Source organism: Sphingomonas sp. PvP056, assembly GCF_040549155.1.
Classification (GTDB): Bacteria; Pseudomonadota; Alphaproteobacteria; order Sphingomonadales; family Sphingomonadaceae; genus Sphingomonas.
Window position 1 is genome coordinate 96,044 of the sequence record NZ_JBEPST010000001.1, and the last position, 16,849, is coordinate 112,892.

Consider the following 16,849-nt stretch of genomic DNA (forward strand, 5'->3'; position numbering starts at 1 on the left):
GCGGCGTCAGCGCGCCGCACGGTCGCCCGAACGGCTGACATAGGTGGCGACGCGCGTGACGATCTGATCCGCGACGATCTGCGAAAGGCGTTCGAGCGCGGTGTTTTCGGCGGCGATCGTGCCATATTCGGAGCGGACCGAGTCGATGCCTGCGTCCGATCGTGCCGCGGCGTCGAGCAGCACCGCACCGTTGCTGAGATCGACGAGCTGATAGCGCGCGCGCAACGTCCGGCGTTCGCGCGAGATACTGTCGTCGCGCCGAATGCCGAGGCCGATGATCTTGTCGTCCAGCTTGATCTCGAGCCGGTAGCGCGGCGTCACGCCCTGACTCGTGTGCAGGCGGTCGCGGAGCGCATTGCCCATCAGCCAGCCCGCCTTGCCTTCCATCGACGCGACATCGACCTGTGCGAGCGTCGTCGCGACCGTACCCGTGCTGCCGCCCGAATAAAGCGGACGCAGGCCACAGCCGCTGAGGGCGAACGCGCCGGCCACCAGAAGGATGGGGAACGCGCGCATCATGCGACGAGGTTCACGAGACGGTCGGGCACAACGATGACCTTTCGCGGGGTCTTGCCTTCGAGCGCGCGGACGATCTTGTCCGACGCGAGCGCGGCGGCTTCGAGCACGTCACGCGCAGTGCCCTTGGGCATGACCAGCGTGTCGCGCAGCTTGCCGTTGATCTGCACCGCGATCGTGACTTCGTCCTCGACCAGCAACGCGGGGTTGACCTCGGGCCAGGGGGCGTCGGCGATCAGGCCGTCGTTGCCCGCAGCGGCCCAGGCTTCCTCCGCGATATGCGGCGCCATAGGGGCGACGAGCCGCATCAGCGTCGCGATCGCAGTGTCGCGCGACGTGGAGGGGGCGGCGCGCTCGATCGCATTGACCAGCTCGAACAGCTTGGCGACCGCCTTGTTGAACGCAAGCGCCTCGATATCGACCGCGATGCCGGCGATCGTCTGGTGGAGCTTGCGGTCGAGCGGTGCGTCGGTGCCGCCGTTCGTGCTCTTGTCACCGTCGAACAACCGCCAGACACGCTGGATGAAGCGCCACGAGCCTTCGATCCCGCTCTCGCTCCACGGCAAGTCGCGTTCGGGTGGAGAGTCCGAGAGCATGAACCAGCGCGTCGCGTCTGCGCCGTACTGGTCGACGATGCCGGTCGGGTCGACGGTGTTCTTCTTCGACTTCGACATCTTCTCGATGCGACCGACCGTGACCGCCTCGCCGGTCGCGCGTTCGACATAGCCGTCGCCGCGCTTGTCGATGTCGTCGAGTGACAGCCACAAGGGCTTGGTGATCGTGTCGGTGCCGTCGGTACCGATCTCTGTCACTTGGCGGCTATAGGTTTCGTGCGTGACCATGCCTTGCGTGAACAGCCCCGCGAACGGCTCCGCCACGTCGAGCATCCCGATATGCCGCAGCGCGCGCGTCCAGAAGCGGGCATAGAGCAAGTGGAGGATCGCATGTTCCACGCCGCCGATATATTGCGCGACCGGCAGCCACTGCTCGGCGACTGCGCGGTCGAACGGCTTGTCCTTGGGCTGGCTAGCGAAGCGGATGAAATACCAGGAGGAATCGACGAACGTGTCGAGCGTGTCGGTCTCGCGCCGCGCCGCACCGCCGCAGGACGGGCAGGGCACGTTCTTCCACGTCGGATGCCGGTCGAGCGGGTTGCCGGGGATGTCGAAGCTGACGTCCTCGGGCAGCACGACCGGGAGCTGATCCGCGGGGACCGGCACCGCACCGCATGCGTCGCAGTGGATGATCGGGATCGGCGTGCCCCAATAGCGCTGGCGGCTGACGCCCCAGTCGCGCAGGCGGAACACGGTCGATCCGGTGCCCCAGCCGCCATCCTCGGCGCGGGTGATGACCGCGCGCTTGGCGTCCTCGATGTCCATGCCATCGAGGAAGTGCGAATTCACCAGCGTGCCGGGGCCGGTATACGCGGTATTCCCGGTGAACAGCGGATCGGTGACGTCGCCGTCGGACACGACACGCCGCACCGGCAGATCATATTTGCGCGCGAAATCGAGATCGCGCTGGTCGTGCGCGGGAACGCCGAACACCGCGCCGGTGCCATATTCCATCAGCACGAAGTTGGCGATGTAGACCGGCAGTTGCATATCGGCATCGAACGGATGTTGCGCGGTCAGCCCGGTGTCGAAGCCGAGCTTTTCCTGCGTGTCCATCTCGGCCGCAGTGGTGCCGCCGCGCTTGCACAAGGCGATGAACTCGGCCGCTTCGGGGCTACGCTCAGCGAGCGCCTGCGCGATCGGGTGATCCGCCGCGACCGCGACGAAGCTCGACCCGAACATCGTGTCGGGGCGGGTGGTGAAGACCTCGACGGAATCTATCCCCCTCCCGCTTGCGGGAGGGGTTAGGGGAGGGGCTGTGGGCGTGGTCGAGGGTTCGACAGGCCCTCCCCCGACCTCTCCCGCAAGCGGGAGGGGGGAAGAAAGCGTGAACCGGAACGTCAACCCACGGCTACGCCCGATCCAGTTCTCCTGCATCAGCTTGACCTTGTCGGGCCAATGCTCAAGCGCGCCCAAGCCTTCGAGCAGCTCGTCCGCGAAATCGGTAATCTTGAGGAACCACTGCGACAGCTTGCGCCGCTCGACCAAAGCGCCCGAGCGCCAGCCGCGCCCGTCGATCACCTGTTCGTTGGCGAGCACGGTCATGTCGACCGGATCCCAATTGACCGATGATTCCTTGCGATAGACGAGGCCATGGCGGAACAGCTCGAGGAACAGCGCCTGCTCGTGCCCATAATAATCGGGCTCGCACGTCGCCAGTTCGCGCGTCCAGTCGAGCGCAAAGCCCAGACGCTTCAGCTGCGCCTTCATCGTCGCGATATTGTCGCGGGTCCAGCCGCCCGGATGGACGCCCTTTTCCATCGCCGCATTCTCGGCGGGCATGCCGAACGCGTCCCAGCCCATCGGATGGAGGACTTCCATCCCCTGCATCCGGCGGAACCGCGCGAGCACGTCGCCCATCGTGTAGTTGCGGACGTGCCCCATGTGGATCTTCCCCGACGGATAGGGGAACATTTCAAGAACATAAGAACGCGGCTTGGGACTGTCGTCACGCGCGGCGAAGGTGCGGCGGTCGTCCCACACCTTCTGCCAGGCCGCGTCAGCCTTCAGCGCATTGAAGCGTGACGCCATCGGTTGGGTATTCCTACTGGGTTACGGCAGCGCGGCGCAGATCGCGGGCGCGCGTGAGGATGATGTCTTCGAGCTTCTGGACGGTCGATGCCTGGACCGGCGCCGCGACCCACTGGCCGCCCTGGTTGACCTGGCGGAGCGAAGCGACGCGCAGGCCGTCGGCGCGCAGATCCTGGTCGAGGATCGTCACCGTCACCTTGACTCGCTCGGTCGGCGCGGCGGGGTTGATATACCAGTCGGTGACGATCACGCCACCGTTGGAATCGGTCTGGAGCAGCGGCATGAAGCTCAGCGTGTCGAGGCTCGCGCGCCACAGATAGGCGTTGACGCCGATCGTCGTGACCTTGGAGGCCGCGAGGTCCGGGCCCTTCGGTCGACCGCCCTTATGCCCGCACGCACCAAGTGCGAGCGGGGCGATGAGCGCGAGCGAAAGCATAATCGCAGTGCGTGGGCGGCGGATCATCGGCGGTTCCTGAACAAATCGGAGTGTCGGGGGTTCGGGCGATATCTATAGAATGTCCGGCGCTTGCCGCAAGCAGGACCTCGGTACCGCGATCCGGTGTGCGGGGTCGTTGCTCAGCGGGATGTGGAGATGTTCCATAGTGTGTCCCTGACGACACTGTCGGGGGAAAATGAGTCTGAATGGTGGCGCTACCGGATTGAATCATGGTAGCCGCTTCGCAACATGATAGTGCCGTATAGGTACACGTGAAGGGGTCTGAAGTGTCGCTTGGTCGTTGGATGTCAGGGATTGCCGCGGGAGCGCTGATTGCGCTCGGCATTGCCGTGGCTCCGGCAGTCGGCGCCAGCGAAGCACCCGCACCCCGACTCGTAACCAAGCACAGTGCCCAGCTGGTGCGCGGCCTCGGATCGTTCACGCCGGCGTCTGCCGACCCGCGCCTCGCGGCGATGTTCGCGCGCGGTGGCCTCGACACCAGTGGTTTCCGCTTCACCCCGTCCGACACGCGCCGCGAAGGCAGCCGTGCGGTGACGGTCGCGGTCCAGGCGCGCTCGGCACGTGGTGTGATCGCACGCGCGGATCGCGCGTCGCCGATCCCGGCATCGACGGTCGCGCTGACGCCGATCGCGTATAATCTGGGTGTTGCGGTCGGCTGGAAGCGGCTCGCGGTATCCGGCGATGTCGCCAAGGTCGATCTCGCGGGCGTCCCGGGCAGCCGCGAAGCCGCCGATATCGGCGTGAGCTATACCGGCAAGCGCTTCTCGGGTCGCGTCAACGCGATGGCGGATCGCCCGCTCGCCAATGGGCCGAAGCTGGTCGAGGATCCAGCGGCCTATTCGCTCGACGTGGCCGGTTCCTATTCGCTGACGCGTCGCCTCGATGTGACCGCGGGCGTGCGCTACAAGAGCGAGCGTGACCGCCTGATGCAGCAGCCGACCGACGACCGCCGCGACAGCCGTGCGGTCTATATCGGGACGGCCTTCCGCTTCTGACGCGTGTTCGAGGTGTGCTGAACGGCATGCCTTCTTTGTTGAGTGTAGGACCGCATACCCCGCTCCGCTCGGGGTGACCGGTTCGATGGTACGCTTATCGACCGATCAAGCCCGCAGAAACGCTCACTCCGGAGTCAGCGCGTCGATCGCTGCCCAACCAACAAACCCAAGCCCCGCCAGCCGCCTATAGCGTCGGGCATTCATCCCCCCCAACGCAATGGCAGGCAGACCGACGGCACGTGCGATCGTCGCAGCGCGCAGCGGCCCCAGGAAGGCCGCCCCAGGATGCGTCCGCGTGGCATAGACCGGCGAGACGAACACCAATGCCGCGCCAGCCTGCCGCGCCGCGAGACCTTCGCGGACCGAATGCGCGCGGCCGATCCGGATCGGCGCAGTCTTGGGGGAGGCTTCGTCGACCAATAGCAGTCCGTGCCGTCGGGCAAGGCGCGCGATCCGCCGTTTCAACACCATGCGTTCCGCCGCGGGGGTGGCATGATGCCGAAGCACGATCCCGCTCCCGCGCGGCAACCGGTCGATCGCATCCCACAGCCGCGCACCGATCCGCTCGTCGGTCATCAGCCAAAGGGACGGAAGCGTGCGATCGCCGGATCGGACGGGGTGACGAAGGGCCATCACACCGCCTATAGCGCGCCCAATGTCGACCGCCCATCCCGCCGCCCGTCTTGCCGCCATCACCGCCAGCATCGCGCACGTCACCGACCTGGCGGGCCGCAAGCCCGAATCCGTGACGCTGATCGCGGTTTCCAAGACCCGAAGCGCGGAGGAGATCACCCCGCTGCTCGACGCCGGGCAGCGCGCGTTCGGGGAAAACCGCGTGCAGGAGGCACAGGGGAAATGGCCTGCGCTCCGCGAGGCCTATCCCGACGTCGAGCTCCATCTCGTCGGGCAGCTGCAATCGAACAAGGCCGAGGACGCAGTCGCGCTGTTCGACGCGATCCATTCGGTCGATCGCGTGTCGCTGGTCACCGCGCTCGGCAAGGCGATCGACAAGCTCGGGCGGCGCCCGACGTGCTTCCTCCAGGTCAATATCGGCGACGAAGACCAGAAGGGCGGGTGCGCGATCGCCGCGCTGCCCGATCTGATCACCGCGGCGCGCGCGGCCGACCTGCCCGTCGCCGGACTGATGGCGGTTCCTCCCGCCAATACCGAAGCGGCACCCTATTTCGCGCTGCTGGCAAAGCTCGCGCGCGACAACGGGCTCGATGCGCTCAGCATGGGCATGTCGGGCGATTATGAAACCGCGGTGATGCTGGGCGCGACACATGTCCGCGTCGGCACCGCCCTGTTCGGAGAACGAACATGATATTTCTCGGAGAACGTGCATGAAGTTCGATGGCCTGATCTTCGATTTCGACGGTGTTCTGATCGAAAGCGAAGAAGTCGGAAATCGCCATATCGCGAGTTACCTCACCGCGATCGGGCATCCGACGACGCCCGAGGACAGCTATGCCAATTTCATGGGGCTGTCGGGGCCGCAGTTCATCAGCGCGCTCGAACAATGGATTGAGCGGCCACTGCCCGAGGATTTTTATGCGCACCGCGCGATCGAGGACGATCGTGCGATGCGCGAGGGCGTCGGCGCGGTCGAAGGCGCGGTGCGCTTCATCGAGGCGCTGCCCGCGGATCTGCCCAAGGCGATCGCCTCGTCGAGTTCGACCGCGTGGATCCGGCGGCATCTCGCGCATATCGGGCTGGAGGGAGCGTTCGGCGACCACATCTATTCGGGCAAGGAGCATGTGACGCACGGCAAGCCCGCGCCTGACCTGTATCTTCACGCTGCGCGCGCGATCGGCGTCGATATCACGCGCTGCGCGATCCTCGAGGATTCGCCTGTTGGCGCAACGGGGGCGGTGGCCTCGGGCGCGCATGTCATCGGGTTTGTCGGCGGATCGCATTGCGGGCCCGATCATGCGGACAGGCTGCGGGAGATCGGGGTGCACGACATCGCTGGGGACTTCGACGCAGTACGACGGTTGCTCGGGTAGCGTGCTCCATCACCCCAACGTTCGTTTCGAGCGCAGGTTTCTCGACTTCGCTCGAAACGAACGGATGGGAAAGGCGAGGGGAGGGCGTTCCTCGCCCCTACCGCGTACCTCTTAGAACTGGTGCCCGGTCCGATCCCGCTTGGTCGCGAGATAGCGTTCATTATGCGGGTTCGCCGGCAGGACGTGCGGCACGCGCTCCGACACCGCGATCCCCGCCGCCTCGAGCTGCGCGACCTTCTGCGGGTTGTTGGTCAGCAACCGCACGCGCGTCTGCCCGAGCAATTCGAGCATCCGCGCCGCCACCGCGAAATTGCGTGAATCGACCGCAAAGCCGAGCCGGGTGTTGGCATCCACCGTGTCGAACCCTTGATCCTGCAGCGCATAGGCGCGCAGCTTGTTGATCAGCCCGATCCCGCGCCCTTCCTGGCGCAGATACAGCAGAATTCCCCAGCCGCTGTCGCGGATCGCGCGGATCGCGCCGTCGAGTTGCGGACCGCAATCGCATTTGAGGCTGCCGAGCACGTCACCGGTCAGGCATTCGCTGTGCAGCCGGACCAGCGGCGCGCGATCATCGGGCTGGCCGATCAGCAGCGCGATATGTTCGCCGGGCATTTCGGGGGTGCGGAACGCGACGATCTCGGCATCCTCGGCATCCGCGACCGGCAGATGCGCGCGCGTCGCGATCGCGAGCCGCGCGGCGTCTTCATGCGCGACGATGTCGGCGGGGGTCAGCACGAGCGCCGCCTGCTCGTCCGCAATCGCGAAATAGGCCGGGAGCACGCCGCCCACGCGCGCGAGCGTCAGGGCGGCGCTGGCGGCTTCCAGCGCCGCGACCGGAATCGCGCGGAACGGCCCCTTGAACGGGGTATCGAGGTCGAATTGCGGATCAGACAAGGCGGTCGCCATCGCGAAATCGACCCACGGCGCGCGTTCGATCAGCACCGGCGCATCGGGTTCGGCGGCATCGCGCTGGTTCGCAAGCTTGAGCGTCGCTGCACGTCCCGCGGAGAGCAGCACGGGTGCCACGCCCGCGGGATCGAACGCCGCGAGCCGCACCGGGTCCGCGGTTTCGATCGGCAGCAGTGCGAGCGTGCCGTCCGCGCCCGCGATCGCGATCGGCCAGCCACGCCGCAACGCATCGATCGCCAGTGCGGTCTTGTGCGCGTCCCCCGCGGTGGTGATCACAGAGTGAATTCGGTCATGATCGGCACATGGTCGGAGGGTTTGAGCCAGCTGCGGCATTCCTCATAGACATGGTGCCGCACCGCCTTCGCCGCAACATCCGCGGTCGCCCACATATGGTCGAGCCGCCGTCCGCGATCGTTGACCGTCCAGTCGGCGGAACGATAGCTCCACCAGGTGTGCAGCCGCGCGGGGGCGGGGTGGAAGTGCCGCCCGAGATCGACCCAGCTGTTCGATGCCTTGAGCCGGTCGAGCGTGTCGACTTCGACCGGGGTGTGGCTGACGACGCCGAGCAACTGCTTGTGCCCCCAGACGTCGGAAGGCAGCGGCGCGATGTTGAAATCGCCGACGAGCAGCGTGGGCACGTCGAGCCCGGCCGACCAGTCGATCATCCGATCGAGAAAATCGAGCTTCTGCCCGAACTTGGGGTTCACCTCGCGATCGGGAACGTCGCCGCCTGCGGGGACGTAGACATTCTCGATCCGCACGCCGTTGTCGAGCCGGACGCCGACATGTCGCGCTTCCATGTTCGCCTGCCAGTCGAACCGGTCGTCTTCCGCGAGCGGGACGCGCGACAGGATCGCGACGCCGTGATGCATCCGCTGGCCGTGGAGCACGATGTATTTGTACCCCAGCGCGCGAAACGCGGCGAGCGGGAAGTCGCGGTCGATCACCTTGGTTTCCTGCAGGCACAGGATGTCGGGGTCGGCCTCGCGCAGGAAACGCTCGACGATCTCGATGCGGAACCGCACCGAATTGATATTCCACGAAACGATCTTCAGGGTCGTCATTCGGAGTGTGTAGCCGCGCGGTTCCGACAGCGCCAGTCGGTGACGCGCATACAGAAAGGCCCCCGCTCCGGGGGCATGGAGCGAGGGCCGACCTAGCGTTCGTCACGCAGGCGGGAAGTGGTGCGTCCGGGCAACAGGGGGAAAAATCCCGGCTCACCCCACATCCGCAAGGTCGCTTTAGGCTTCCAAACCTGTCGCCAATATGAATGGCATCACTTTTTTCCGGTCGCGCGAACGGGATCGTTCCACTTGAACGCATTGTCCGCGACGGGAGCGTTGAATTGCTGGTTCGAGAGTTTGACCGTCGTCCGGTTGTTCTGCGAATCGAGCGTGACCCAACCCTGCAGCATCAGCCCGTTGGGGGCGGCGGCATTGCGTTTGAAGACGAGGTTGATCCGGCCGTATTCAGGGTGCTTGGGGTCGGCGGCATCGACCGAGACGAGCTCGGGATTGCCGGTCGGAACGACGGTCGCGATGTTGCTCATGTCGCGCGACGGATCGAGCAGGATGCCGAGCGGCGATCCGCCGATCGGCCAGCGCTGCTTCTGCCCGACGGAGTAATCCAGGAACCACAGCGACTTGCCGTCCGCAACGATCAGGATCGGCACGCCCTTTTGATATTGGAAGCGGATCTTGCCGGGCTGTTTGAGCGTCAACGTGCCCGTCAGCACCTTCCCCGAGCGATCGGTCTGCGCGAAGTCGGCGGTCATCGATTTGACCGCCTGGAGGTGCTTCTGCACCAGCGTCAGGTCGGCGGACGGCGCGGCCATCGCCATCGCTGGGGCGGCGAGAAAGGGGACTAGAAGCGAATAACGAAACGACACTAAGGATTCTCCTGACACGGGGGCAAGGGGCTCCCCGGTTTTAACGGCTGTGCTTCCCCGGCGAAGGCCGGGGCCCAGCAGGACAGGCCAAGGTAACGCGCGCAGCACCCGCTTCTATCCGCGCGCTCCTGGGCCCCGGCCTTCGCCGGGGAAGCGGACGCTTGTTAAACGGTCTTCTTCTAAAGCCAGCATCGGCTTTAACGCGCCGTGAACCGTCGGACTCTCAGACCGGATGCCCATCCCGGTCGCGCAGCACTTCGCGCCGCCCAACATGATCGGGCCGGCTGACCACGCCGTCCTTCTCCATCCGCTCGATCAGCCGTGCGGCGTTGTTATACCCCACGCGCAACTGCCGCTGGACCCACGACGTCGACGCCTTCTGGCTTTCGCACACAAGCTGCACCGCGGCGCGATATTGCTGGTCTTCCTTGCTGTCCTCGCCGGTCGGCGCACCGTCGAGCGCGAAGCTCTCCTCGGGCTCCTCGGTGACCGACTGGATGTAGTCGGGCTGCCCTTGCGCGCGCCAGTGATCCGCGACCGCGCGGACTTCGTCGTCCGACACGAACGGGCCGTGGACGCGGACTATTCCCTTGCCGCCGGGCATGTAAAGCATGTCGCCCTTGCCGAGCAGCTGCTCCGCGCCCTGTTCGCCGAGGATGGTGCGCGAATCGATCTTCGACGTGACGTGGAAGCTGATTCGCGTCGGCAGGTTCGCCTTGATCACGCCGGTGATGACGTCGACCGACGGGCGCTGCGTCGCCATGATCAGATGAATCCCCGCTGCGCGCGCCTTTTGCGCCAGACGCTGGATCAGGAATTCGACTTCCTTGCCCGCGGTCATCATCAGGTCGGCCAACTCGTCGACGATCACGACGATCTGCGGCAACACCTGATAATCGAGCGTTTCCTCCTCGTAGATCGGCTGTCCGGTCTCGGAATAACCGCACTGCACCTTGCGCCCGAGCGGCTGGCCCTTGGCCTTGGCGGTCTTCACCTTCTCGTTGAAGCTGGCGAGACTGCGCACCCCCATCGACGACATCTGGCGATAGCGATCCTCCATCTGCTCGACAGCCCATTTGAGCGCGCGGACCGCCTTGGCGGGATCGGTCACGACCGGGGAGAGCAAATGCGGAATGTCGTCGTACATGCTCAGTTCGAGCATCTTGGGATCGATCATGATCATTTTGCACTGATCGGGCTTCAACCGGTACAGCAGCGACAGGATCATGCAGTTGAGCCCGACCGACTTGCCCGAGCCGGTGGTGCCCGCGACGAGCAGATGCGGCATCGGCGCAAGATCCGCGATCACCGGATCGCCCGCGATATTCTTGCCCAGCACCAGCGGCAGCGACGCGGACTGATCCTCGAACGTCTGCGACCCGATCAGCTCGTGCAGCCCCACCATCTCGCGCCGCACGTTGGGGAGCTCGATCCCGATCACGGTGCGCCCGGGGATCGTTGCGACGCGTGCCGACACCGCGGACATGTTGCGCGCGATATCGTCGGCGAGCTGGATCACGCGGCTCGCCTTGATCCCGCTTGCGGGTTCGAGTTCGTACATCGTGACGACCGGGCCGGGCCGCACGTTGATGATCGAGCCCTTGACGTGGAAATCGTCGAGAACGGTCTCGAGCAACCGCGCATTGCGTTCGAGCGCGGCCTTGTCGATCTGCCCGCCGGGTGCCGGCGGCGTCGGGATCAACAGGTCGAGGGGGGGAAGCTGCGTATTGTCGCCGAGATCGAGCGAGGTCTGTTGCGTCCGCGGGCGTGGCGGTGACTGCGCGACCTGCCGATCCGAGATCACCGGGCCGGGGCGTGGATCGGGCGCGGCAATGGCGCGCGGCATCGACACTTTCCGGGTCGGTTTGGCGTCATCATCGACCGATTCCTGCACAAAATCGTCGTCAAACACGTTGGTTTCTGCTCGATTCCGGCGCGTTTCGCCCAGCCGTTTGGCGATCCGTGGGATGCGGAGCGTCCGCTCGGCCATGTCGATCGTGAAACTATACGCCCACAACACCAGCGCGGCGATCCCGAACGCCGTCGCGATTCCGCGCGTCGTCCACCGGATCGCGACCGGATCGCCGAGCAGACCGATCGCGAGTCGTACCAGATTGGACAGCGCGAGCCCGAACACGCCGCCATACCCTGCGGGCAACCAGGCGACCGCCGCACCCGACACCAGCGCGAAGGTCGTCCCCGCCAGCAATGTGCCGCCCACCGACGTCAGCAGCATCCGCCGCCAGCGCCCGACCGGCACGTCGCGCCAAAGTCTGAGCGCGATCAACAGGATAGTCGGCAGCAGCAGGACGACCGCAGGCCCGAAAATCCAGAAGGCCGCGTCGGCAACAAGTGCGCCGGGACGCCCGAGCCAGTTGTGCGCAGGTCCCGCCGAGGCGGTGTTGAGCGACGGATCGCTCGCATGATAGCTCGCGACGACGATCACCATCAGCACGACGAGCGTAAGCAGCGTGAACGCGCCGAGCAGCGCGCCGCTGCGCACGGCGCCTGCCTTGACCGTCTCACGCCAGAGCGGTGGCTGCGCTTGGCTCGCCATGAAATGTCTTCCCGATGTTCGCTGTCTGTGCCCGCGGAATCATCGCCTTCTCACGCGGTCGCGTCAAGTTTTCCGCGATTGGCAGCGTCGTATGAGAGGCTTACAGACGGGGCATGGATACAGCAGACGTCATCATTCTCGGCGGCGGACTCGTCGGCAGTGCGCTCGCAGTGGCGCTCGATGCGCACAACATGTCGGCGATCGTCATCGATATCGCGGACCCCGAAGTCATTCTCGCGGCAGGGTTCGACGGGCGCGCCTCGGCGATCGCGGGGGCACCGTGGCGGATGCTCGGCGCAATCGGCGTGGCGGAAAAGCTCGCGGCAATCGCGTGTCCAATCAAGGGGATCCGGGTGAGCGACGGGCTGGAGCCCGGTGCGCTCGATTTCCAACCCGATTCGGACGAGGAAGCGCTTGGCCATATGGTCGAGAACCGCCGCCTGCGCGCCGCTTTGTTCGAGGCGGCATCGGCGGCGAAGAACGTCGACGTGCGGATGAAGACACGCGCGGTGTCGGTCGATCGCGCAGCCTCGGGCGTCACCGTGACGCTCGATTCGGGCGCGGTGATTCGCGCACCGCTGCTGATCGCGGCGGAAGGGCGCAATTCGCCGACGCGCGAGGCGGCCGGGCTCAATGTCGCGCGCTGGACGTACGACAACGCTGCGATCGTCACGTCGCTGCATCACGAACATTCCCACGAAAACATCGCGTTCGAGATCTTCTATCCCGACGGCCCGTTCGCGATCCTGCCGCTCAACGACGACGAGCAGGGGCATCGCTCGTGTATCGTCTGGTCGGTGACGCGCGACCAGGCACCGGGAATGATGAAGCTGTCGGATCGCGGCTGGCTCGCGGAGGCGGACAAGCGAATCGGTGGTTTCCTGGGCAAACTCGGGCCTCTAGGCGCGCGGTCGAGCTATCCGCTCGGGTTCCATCATGCGGGCAAGATCGTGTCGGACCGGCTCGCGCTGGTGGGCGATGCGGCGCACGGGATCCACCCGATCGCGGGGCAGGGCGTCAATGTCGGCTTTCGCGACGTGGCGACGCTGGTCGAGGTGCTGGTCGAAGGCAAGCGCACCGGGCTCGACCTCGGCGATCCGGCGTTGCTCGCGCGCTATGACCGGTGGCGGAGCCTCGACACGTTGATGGTCTCGGTGGCGACCGACGGGCTGACGCGGCTGTTCGGCGTAAAGGGCAAGACCGCCAATGCGGTGCGCCGCTTCGGGCTGGCCGCGGTGCAGAAGATGCCGCCGCTCAAGCGCCGTTTCATCGCGGAAGCGCGCGGTGAGAGCGGGGATGTGCCGAAGCTGCTGCAGGGGATGATGGTTTAAGGGGGGCTGTATCTGACCCCATCTCCTTGCCCTACCTTCCGTTCGCCCTGAGCGAAGTCGAAGGGCCAGCGCTTCGTATGGGGCTTCGACTGCGCTCAGCCCGAACGGTGGTGGGAGGTGTCAGCTATAAGCGGCGACAACGCTGCTATTGCAGCGTCACCGAATCCTCGCCGTCGTGGCGCCCGAAGAATTGCATCAGCTGGATGATCAGTTCGGCGCGCTCCTCGATCCGCTCGGCCTCGAGCAGCGCCTGTTTCGCCGCGACGTCGAACGGCGCGATCTGCGCGATGCCGTTGACCAAAGCCTCGTCGTCGAGCCGCGTCACCGCATCCCAATCGACCGCATAGCCCTGCGAATCGGCGAACGCGCGTGATTCGCTTTCCAGCGCGGCACGCCGCGACAGCGACAGCACCTCGGGCGATTCGGGGGAGGGGATCAGTTCTGCCTCGACCTGGCGGAACGCGGTCGTCACCTCGAGTTCGCGCACGATGCGGAACAGCGAAAGCCCCTCGAGGATGAGATTGTACCGCCCGTCCTCGCTCGCCTCGACCTCGGCAATCTTGCCCACGCACCCAATGTCGAACAGCGGCGGCTTGTCGGGCCGCGCGGGCACGTTGGGGCGCGGCTGCACCATCCCGATCCGCCGGTCGCGCGCCATCGCGTCCGAAATCATCGCCCGATAGCGCGGCTCGAAGATGTGGAGCGGCAGATGCATCCCCGGGAACAGCAACGCGCCCGGGAGCGGGAAGATCGAGAGGCGGGTGATCGTCATCCGAACAGGATCGCGGAAAGCTTGCGGCGTTGCGCCGACACCCACGGGTCCTCGAGCCCGACGACCTCGAACAGCTTGAGCAACTGCGCGCGCGCCGCCCCCTCGTTCCAGGCGCGATCCTCGGCGATCATCGCAAGTAGCGTCGTGGCGGCAGCATCACGGTCGCCCGCCGCCATCTGGCCGTTGGCGAGTGCGAATCGTTTGTCGAAATCGCCCGGATTGGCGGCGACCTCGGCCGCGAGCCCGGCAAGGTCATCGACCGGCGTCGCATCCTGCGCCAGCGCCAGCGCGGCGCGTGCGCGTTCGATCTCGGGGTGCTTGGCGGCGTCCTCAGGCATCGCGGCGAGGTGCTCCTGCGCCGCCTCGAGCTCGCCTGCGGCCACCAGCGCGCGGACGAAGCCTGCGTTGACCGCGGGGTGATCCGGCGCGACCTCGGCGATCTGGCGGAAGATCCCGGCGGCGCGATCGGCATCGCCCTCGGCGAGCGCTTCCTCGCCCAAGGCGATCAGCGGCTCGATCTCGGCCTCGCCTTGCGTGGCGTCGCTCTCGATCGGCAATTGCTTGAGCAATTGATCGAGCATCGTCTTCAACGCCGATTCTGTTCGCGCCGGGGTCAGGTCGGCGACGAGCTGACCCTGGAACATCGCATAGACGGTCGGGATCGACTTGATCTGGAATTGCGCAGCGATGAACTGGTTCTTGTCGGTATCGACCTTGGCGAGCACCACGCCCTTGTCGGCATAAGCGGCCGCGACCTTTTCGAGCACCGGGGTCAGCGCCTTGCACGGCCCGCACCACTCCGCCCAGAAATCGATGATCACCAATTTGGTCATCGACGGTTCGACCACGTCGCGACGGAAAGCCTCCACCGCGTCGCGTTCGGCTGCGCTCATTCCCAGGGTCGCCAAGAGATGCTCCAATTCGTTTCGATCGTTGCGTCTTATGTGGGGGCGGGGGCCGACAAGCCAACCCTTTTCATCAAAGTGCGAAAAGAGGCTTGCCGACCCCCCGACCCGGTGTTAGAGGCCGCCCCCTACCCGCCGGGCTCCACAGTCCGGCACATGGCGCCAGAGCGGGCGTAGCTCAGGGGTAGAGCACAACCTTGCCAAGGTTGGGGTCGAGGGTTCGAATCCCTTCGCCCGCTCCAGTCACTCATCCGTAGTTATATATACCGGCGCAAGCCGACCCGGCCCAGGGCCCGGGTGCTGTCGCGCTGGTTTGTTGCAGGATGGGGTATGCGATGCACTCTTCGCCACCACGCACTTTTCACACAGCCCGGCGACTGTCGTCATGACGCCGCGATTCACCCGTCGACAGGCGTGGCAGCTCGTCGCGGTCCTGCTCGGCGGGTTCGTGGTCGGGCGGGGGGCGCATTGGCTTACGCCGGTCGGGCGGGACATCGGTCGTTCCGATACCGTTGCCGCAATCCTCGACGGGACCGATTCGCCGCGATCCGGCCCGCGCGATGCCACGCTGCGGCTCGCGGTGTTCAGCGACTATCGTTGCCCTGCCTGCCGGCAGGCGTTTCCCGCGCTGGAAAACGCGATTCGCGCGGATGGCGCGGTACAGGTGATTTCCAAGGACTGGCCGATCTTCGGCGCTGCATCGGAGCGGGCTGCGCAGGTCGCGCTCGCGAGTACGGCGCAGGGGATCTATACGGCCGTTCACCACGCGCTGATGACGGACGACCGGGGGATCGACGATGCGATGCTGGAGGACGTCGTTACCGCGGCAGGCGGCGACTGGGCGCGGCTGACGTCTGACCTCCGCGTGCAGGGCGACACGATTACCGAACGGCTGCGCAGCAACGGCCGCGAGGCGCTGTCGGTCGGGCTGACGGGGACGCCGGGGTATCTCGCCGGGCCCATCCTTCAGCTCGGCGCGCTTGACGCGGGCGGGTTCGCCCGGCTGTTCGCCCGCGCCCGCGCGGCACCGTGACGGTTCCGCGCGGGGTCACAGCACTATTTACCGTTTAGGTTTGACGAACCGGATCGTCATCCGGTCGCTTTCGCCGATCGCAGCGTATTTGGCGCGATCGACGTCTTTCAGCGCGTAGGACGGCGGCAGCGTCCAGACGCCATCGGGATAGTCCGCGGTATCCTTGGGGTTGGCGTTGACCTCGGACATGCCCGCGACCTCGAACCCGGCCTTGCGCGCGAAGCCGACGACGCTCGAGACCTTCATGTAGCCGCTCTTCTCCTCCGCCGCGGCGTCGCGTGCCTCGGGCAGGCGGTGCTCGACGATTCCGAGCGTCCCGCCGGGCTTGAGCATCCGGAACATCTCGGCGAACGCGGCTTGCGTGCGGTCGACGCCCGAGAAGCGGAGGTTGTGGATGTTGCGGAAGGTCAGCACGACGTCGGCGCTGCCCGCGGGGACGGACGGCTCGCCAGCTGCTGCGGGGAAGGCGGCAAGCTTGACCTTGCCGTAGACGGCAGGGTTGGTCGTCTGCAGCGTCTTTACCGCGTTGAGGCCCTTCGCCATGCCGCCTGCCGCATAATAGGTCCCGCGCGTGGCGAGATAAGGCGCGAGGATTTCGGTATACCAGCCGCTGCCGGGAATCAGCTCGACCACCGTATCGGTCGGCTTCACGCCAAAGAAGGCCAACGTCTCGGCGGGATGCCGATACCGGTCGCGCGCCACGTTCGCCGGAGTCCGCGTGGTGGCGGCAATCGCCTTGGTCAGCGCCGGATCTGGTCGTGGTGCCTGGCCGATGGCGACGCCGGCCACGGCAAGGGTGGCGGTCATGGCACCAAGGATCGCAAACATCGGACGC

Annotated in this window: 16 protein-coding genes and 1 tRNA gene; 6 read left to right on the forward strand and 11 right to left on the reverse strand. The window is 66.1% G+C overall.

What is annotated here, in order from left to right; all coding sequences use genetic code 11:
* Window positions 1-6 precede the first annotated feature (6 nt).
* Genes lptE through ABIC17_RS00550 form a run of 3 tightly spaced genes read right to left on the reverse strand, consistent with a single transcriptional unit; the run spans window position 7 to window position 3,624 of the window.
* Complete coding sequence (lptE, locus tag ABIC17_RS00540; protein WP_354278719.1) at window positions 7-519, reverse strand: LPS assembly lipoprotein LptE; 513 nt, start codon at window positions 517-519, stop codon at window positions 7-9.
* Complete coding sequence (gene leuS, locus ABIC17_RS00545) at window positions 516-3,161, reverse strand: leucine--tRNA ligase (RefSeq protein WP_354278720.1); 2,646 nt, start codon at window positions 3,159-3,161, stop codon at window positions 516-518. The genes lptE and leuS overlap by 4 nt, the downstream gene beginning before the upstream one ends.
* Before the next feature lie 13 nt (window positions 3,162-3,174).
* Window positions 3,175-3,624: a DUF3576 domain-containing protein gene (locus ABIC17_RS00550; protein WP_354278721.1), complete on the reverse strand. Its 450-nt coding sequence runs from the start codon at window positions 3,622-3,624 to the stop codon at window positions 3,175-3,177.
* A 278-nt stretch (window positions 3,625-3,902) separates the two neighbouring features.
* Between ABIC17_RS00550 and ABIC17_RS00555 the strand changes: the two genes are divergently transcribed.
* A complete protein-coding gene (locus ABIC17_RS00555) occupies window positions 3,903-4,613 on the forward strand; it encodes a hypothetical protein (protein ID WP_354279398.1) in 711 nt (236 codons plus the stop codon).
* A 123-nt stretch (window positions 4,614-4,736) separates the two neighbouring features.
* Here ABIC17_RS00555 and ABIC17_RS00560 read toward each other — a convergent pair whose 3' ends face one another.
* A complete protein-coding gene (locus tag ABIC17_RS00560) occupies window positions 4,737-5,246 on the reverse strand; it encodes a thiamine phosphate synthase (protein WP_354278722.1) in 510 nt (169 codons plus the stop codon).
* Window positions 5,247-5,268: 22 nt separating this feature from the next.
* Here ABIC17_RS00560 and ABIC17_RS00565 point away from each other — a divergent pair, with 22 nt between their 5' ends.
* Together ABIC17_RS00565 and ABIC17_RS00570 are read left to right on the forward strand one after the other, a co-directional pair.
* A complete protein-coding gene (locus ABIC17_RS00565) occupies window positions 5,269-5,937 on the forward strand; it encodes a YggS family pyridoxal phosphate-dependent enzyme (protein ID WP_354278723.1) in 669 nt (222 codons plus the stop codon).
* 19 nt (window positions 5,938-5,956) lie between these two features.
* Window positions 5,957-6,619, forward strand: coding sequence for an HAD family hydrolase (locus ABIC17_RS00570; RefSeq protein WP_354278724.1), 663 nt, complete (start codon window positions 5,957-5,959; stop codon window positions 6,617-6,619).
* Between the two features lie 111 nt (window positions 6,620-6,730).
* Here the strand turns inward: ABIC17_RS00570 and ribA are convergent, their stop codons facing one another.
* The 4 genes from ribA to ABIC17_RS00590 all read right to left on the reverse strand — a co-directional run bounded on the left by ribA (window position 6,731) and on the right by ABIC17_RS00590 (window position 11,973).
* Window positions 6,731-7,804: a GTP cyclohydrolase II gene (gene ribA / locus ABIC17_RS00575; protein ID WP_354278725.1), complete on the reverse strand. Its 1,074-nt coding sequence runs from the start codon at window positions 7,802-7,804 to the stop codon at window positions 6,731-6,733.
* Window positions 7,801-8,592, reverse strand: coding sequence for an exodeoxyribonuclease III (locus tag ABIC17_RS00580; protein ID WP_354278726.1), 792 nt, complete (start codon window positions 8,590-8,592; stop codon window positions 7,801-7,803). The genes ribA and ABIC17_RS00580 overlap by 4 nt, the downstream gene beginning before the upstream one ends.
* A gap of 212 nt (window positions 8,593-8,804) precedes the next feature.
* Complete coding sequence (locus tag ABIC17_RS00585; protein WP_354279400.1) at window positions 8,805-9,368, reverse strand: LolA family protein; 564 nt, start codon at window positions 9,366-9,368, stop codon at window positions 8,805-8,807.
* Window positions 9,369-9,639: 271 nt separating this feature from the next.
* A complete protein-coding gene (locus ABIC17_RS00590) occupies window positions 9,640-11,973 on the reverse strand; it encodes a DNA translocase FtsK (RefSeq protein ID WP_354278727.1) in 2,334 nt (777 codons plus the stop codon).
* Window positions 11,974-12,086: 113 nt separating this feature from the next.
* On the opposite strand from ABIC17_RS00590, the gene ABIC17_RS00595 reads away from it, so the two are divergent.
* A complete protein-coding gene (locus ABIC17_RS00595; protein WP_354278728.1) occupies window positions 12,087-13,304 on the forward strand; it encodes a UbiH/UbiF/VisC/COQ6 family ubiquinone biosynthesis hydroxylase in 1,218 nt (405 codons plus the stop codon).
* 145 nt (window positions 13,305-13,449) lie between these two features.
* Here ABIC17_RS00595 and ABIC17_RS00600 read toward each other — a convergent pair whose 3' ends face one another.
* On the reverse strand, window positions 13,450-14,076 hold the full coding sequence (locus tag ABIC17_RS00600) for an LON peptidase substrate-binding domain-containing protein (RefSeq protein WP_354278729.1): 627 nt from the start codon (window positions 14,074-14,076) through the stop codon (window positions 13,450-13,452).
* Window positions 14,073-14,969 carry a tetratricopeptide repeat protein gene (locus ABIC17_RS00605; RefSeq protein WP_354278730.1) on the reverse strand — a complete coding sequence of 299 codons (897 nt, stop codon included), beginning with the start codon at window positions 14,967-14,969 and terminating at the stop codon, window positions 14,073-14,075. Before ABIC17_RS00605 ends, ABIC17_RS00600 begins: the two co-directional genes overlap by 4 nt.
* A gap of 179 nt (window positions 14,970-15,148) precedes the next feature.
* Between ABIC17_RS00605 and ABIC17_RS00610 the strand changes: the two genes are divergently transcribed.
* Window positions 15,149-15,223, forward strand: a tRNA-Gly gene (locus ABIC17_RS00610).
* A 143-nt stretch (window positions 15,224-15,366) separates the two neighbouring features.
* On the forward strand, window positions 15,367-16,014 hold the full coding sequence (locus tag ABIC17_RS00615; protein ID WP_354278731.1) for a DsbA family protein: 648 nt from the start codon (window positions 15,367-15,369) through the stop codon (window positions 16,012-16,014).
* 27 nt (window positions 16,015-16,041) lie between these two features.
* On the opposite strand, the gene ABIC17_RS00620 is transcribed toward ABIC17_RS00615, so the two are convergent.
* Window positions 16,042-16,821 carry a class I SAM-dependent methyltransferase gene (locus ABIC17_RS00620; protein WP_354278732.1) on the reverse strand — a complete coding sequence of 260 codons (780 nt, stop codon included), beginning with the start codon at window positions 16,819-16,821 and terminating at the stop codon, window positions 16,042-16,044.
* Window positions 16,822-16,849: the final 28 nt, after the last annotated feature.

What these genes read in the sequence shown, in the direction of transcription:
- lptE (WP_354278719.1), bottom strand. Translation starts at nt 519, where the DNA reads ATGATGCGCGCGTTCCCCATCCTTCTGGTGGCCGGCGCGTTCGCCCTC.
- leuS (WP_354278720.1), bottom strand. Translation starts at nt 3,161, where the DNA reads ATGGCGTCACGCTTCAATGCGCTGAAGGCTGACGCGGCCTGGCAGAAG.
- ABIC17_RS00550 (WP_354278721.1), bottom strand. Translation starts at nt 3,624, where the DNA reads ATGATCCGCCGCCCACGCACTGCGATTATGCTTTCGCTCGCGCTCATC.
- ABIC17_RS00555 (WP_354279398.1), top strand. Translation starts at nt 3,903, where the DNA reads ATGTCAGGGATTGCCGCGGGAGCGCTGATTGCGCTCGGCATTGCCGTG.
- ABIC17_RS00560 (WP_354278722.1), bottom strand. Translation starts at nt 5,246, where the DNA reads ATGGCCCTTCGTCACCCCGTCCGATCCGGCGATCGCACGCTTCCGTCC.
- ABIC17_RS00565 (WP_354278723.1), top strand. Translation starts at nt 5,269, where the DNA reads ATGTCGACCGCCCATCCCGCCGCCCGTCTTGCCGCCATCACCGCCAGC.
- ABIC17_RS00570 (WP_354278724.1), top strand. Translation starts at nt 5,957, where the DNA reads ATGAAGTTCGATGGCCTGATCTTCGATTTCGACGGTGTTCTGATCGAA.
- ABIC17_RS00580 (WP_354278726.1), bottom strand. Translation starts at nt 8,592, where the DNA reads ATGACGACCCTGAAGATCGTTTCGTGGAATATCAATTCGGTGCGGTTC.
- ABIC17_RS00585 (WP_354279400.1), bottom strand. Translation starts at nt 9,368, where the DNA reads ATGGCGATGGCCGCGCCGTCCGCCGACCTGACGCTGGTGCAGAAGCAC.
- ABIC17_RS00590 (WP_354278727.1), bottom strand. Translation starts at nt 11,973, where the DNA reads ATGGCGAGCCAAGCGCAGCCACCGCTCTGGCGTGAGACGGTCAAGGCA.
- ABIC17_RS00595 (WP_354278728.1), top strand. Translation starts at nt 12,087, where the DNA reads ATGGATACAGCAGACGTCATCATTCTCGGCGGCGGACTCGTCGGCAGT.
- ABIC17_RS00600 (WP_354278729.1), bottom strand. Translation starts at nt 14,076, where the DNA reads ATGACGATCACCCGCCTCTCGATCTTCCCGCTCCCGGGCGCGTTGCTG.
- ABIC17_RS00605 (WP_354278730.1), bottom strand. Translation starts at nt 14,969, where the DNA reads ATGAGCGCAGCCGAACGCGACGCGGTGGAGGCTTTCCGTCGCGACGTG.
- ABIC17_RS00615 (WP_354278731.1), top strand. Translation starts at nt 15,367, where the DNA reads ATGACGCCGCGATTCACCCGTCGACAGGCGTGGCAGCTCGTCGCGGTC.
- ABIC17_RS00620 (WP_354278732.1), bottom strand. Translation starts at nt 16,821, where the DNA reads ATGACCGCCACCCTTGCCGTGGCCGGCGTCGCCATCGGCCAGGCACCA.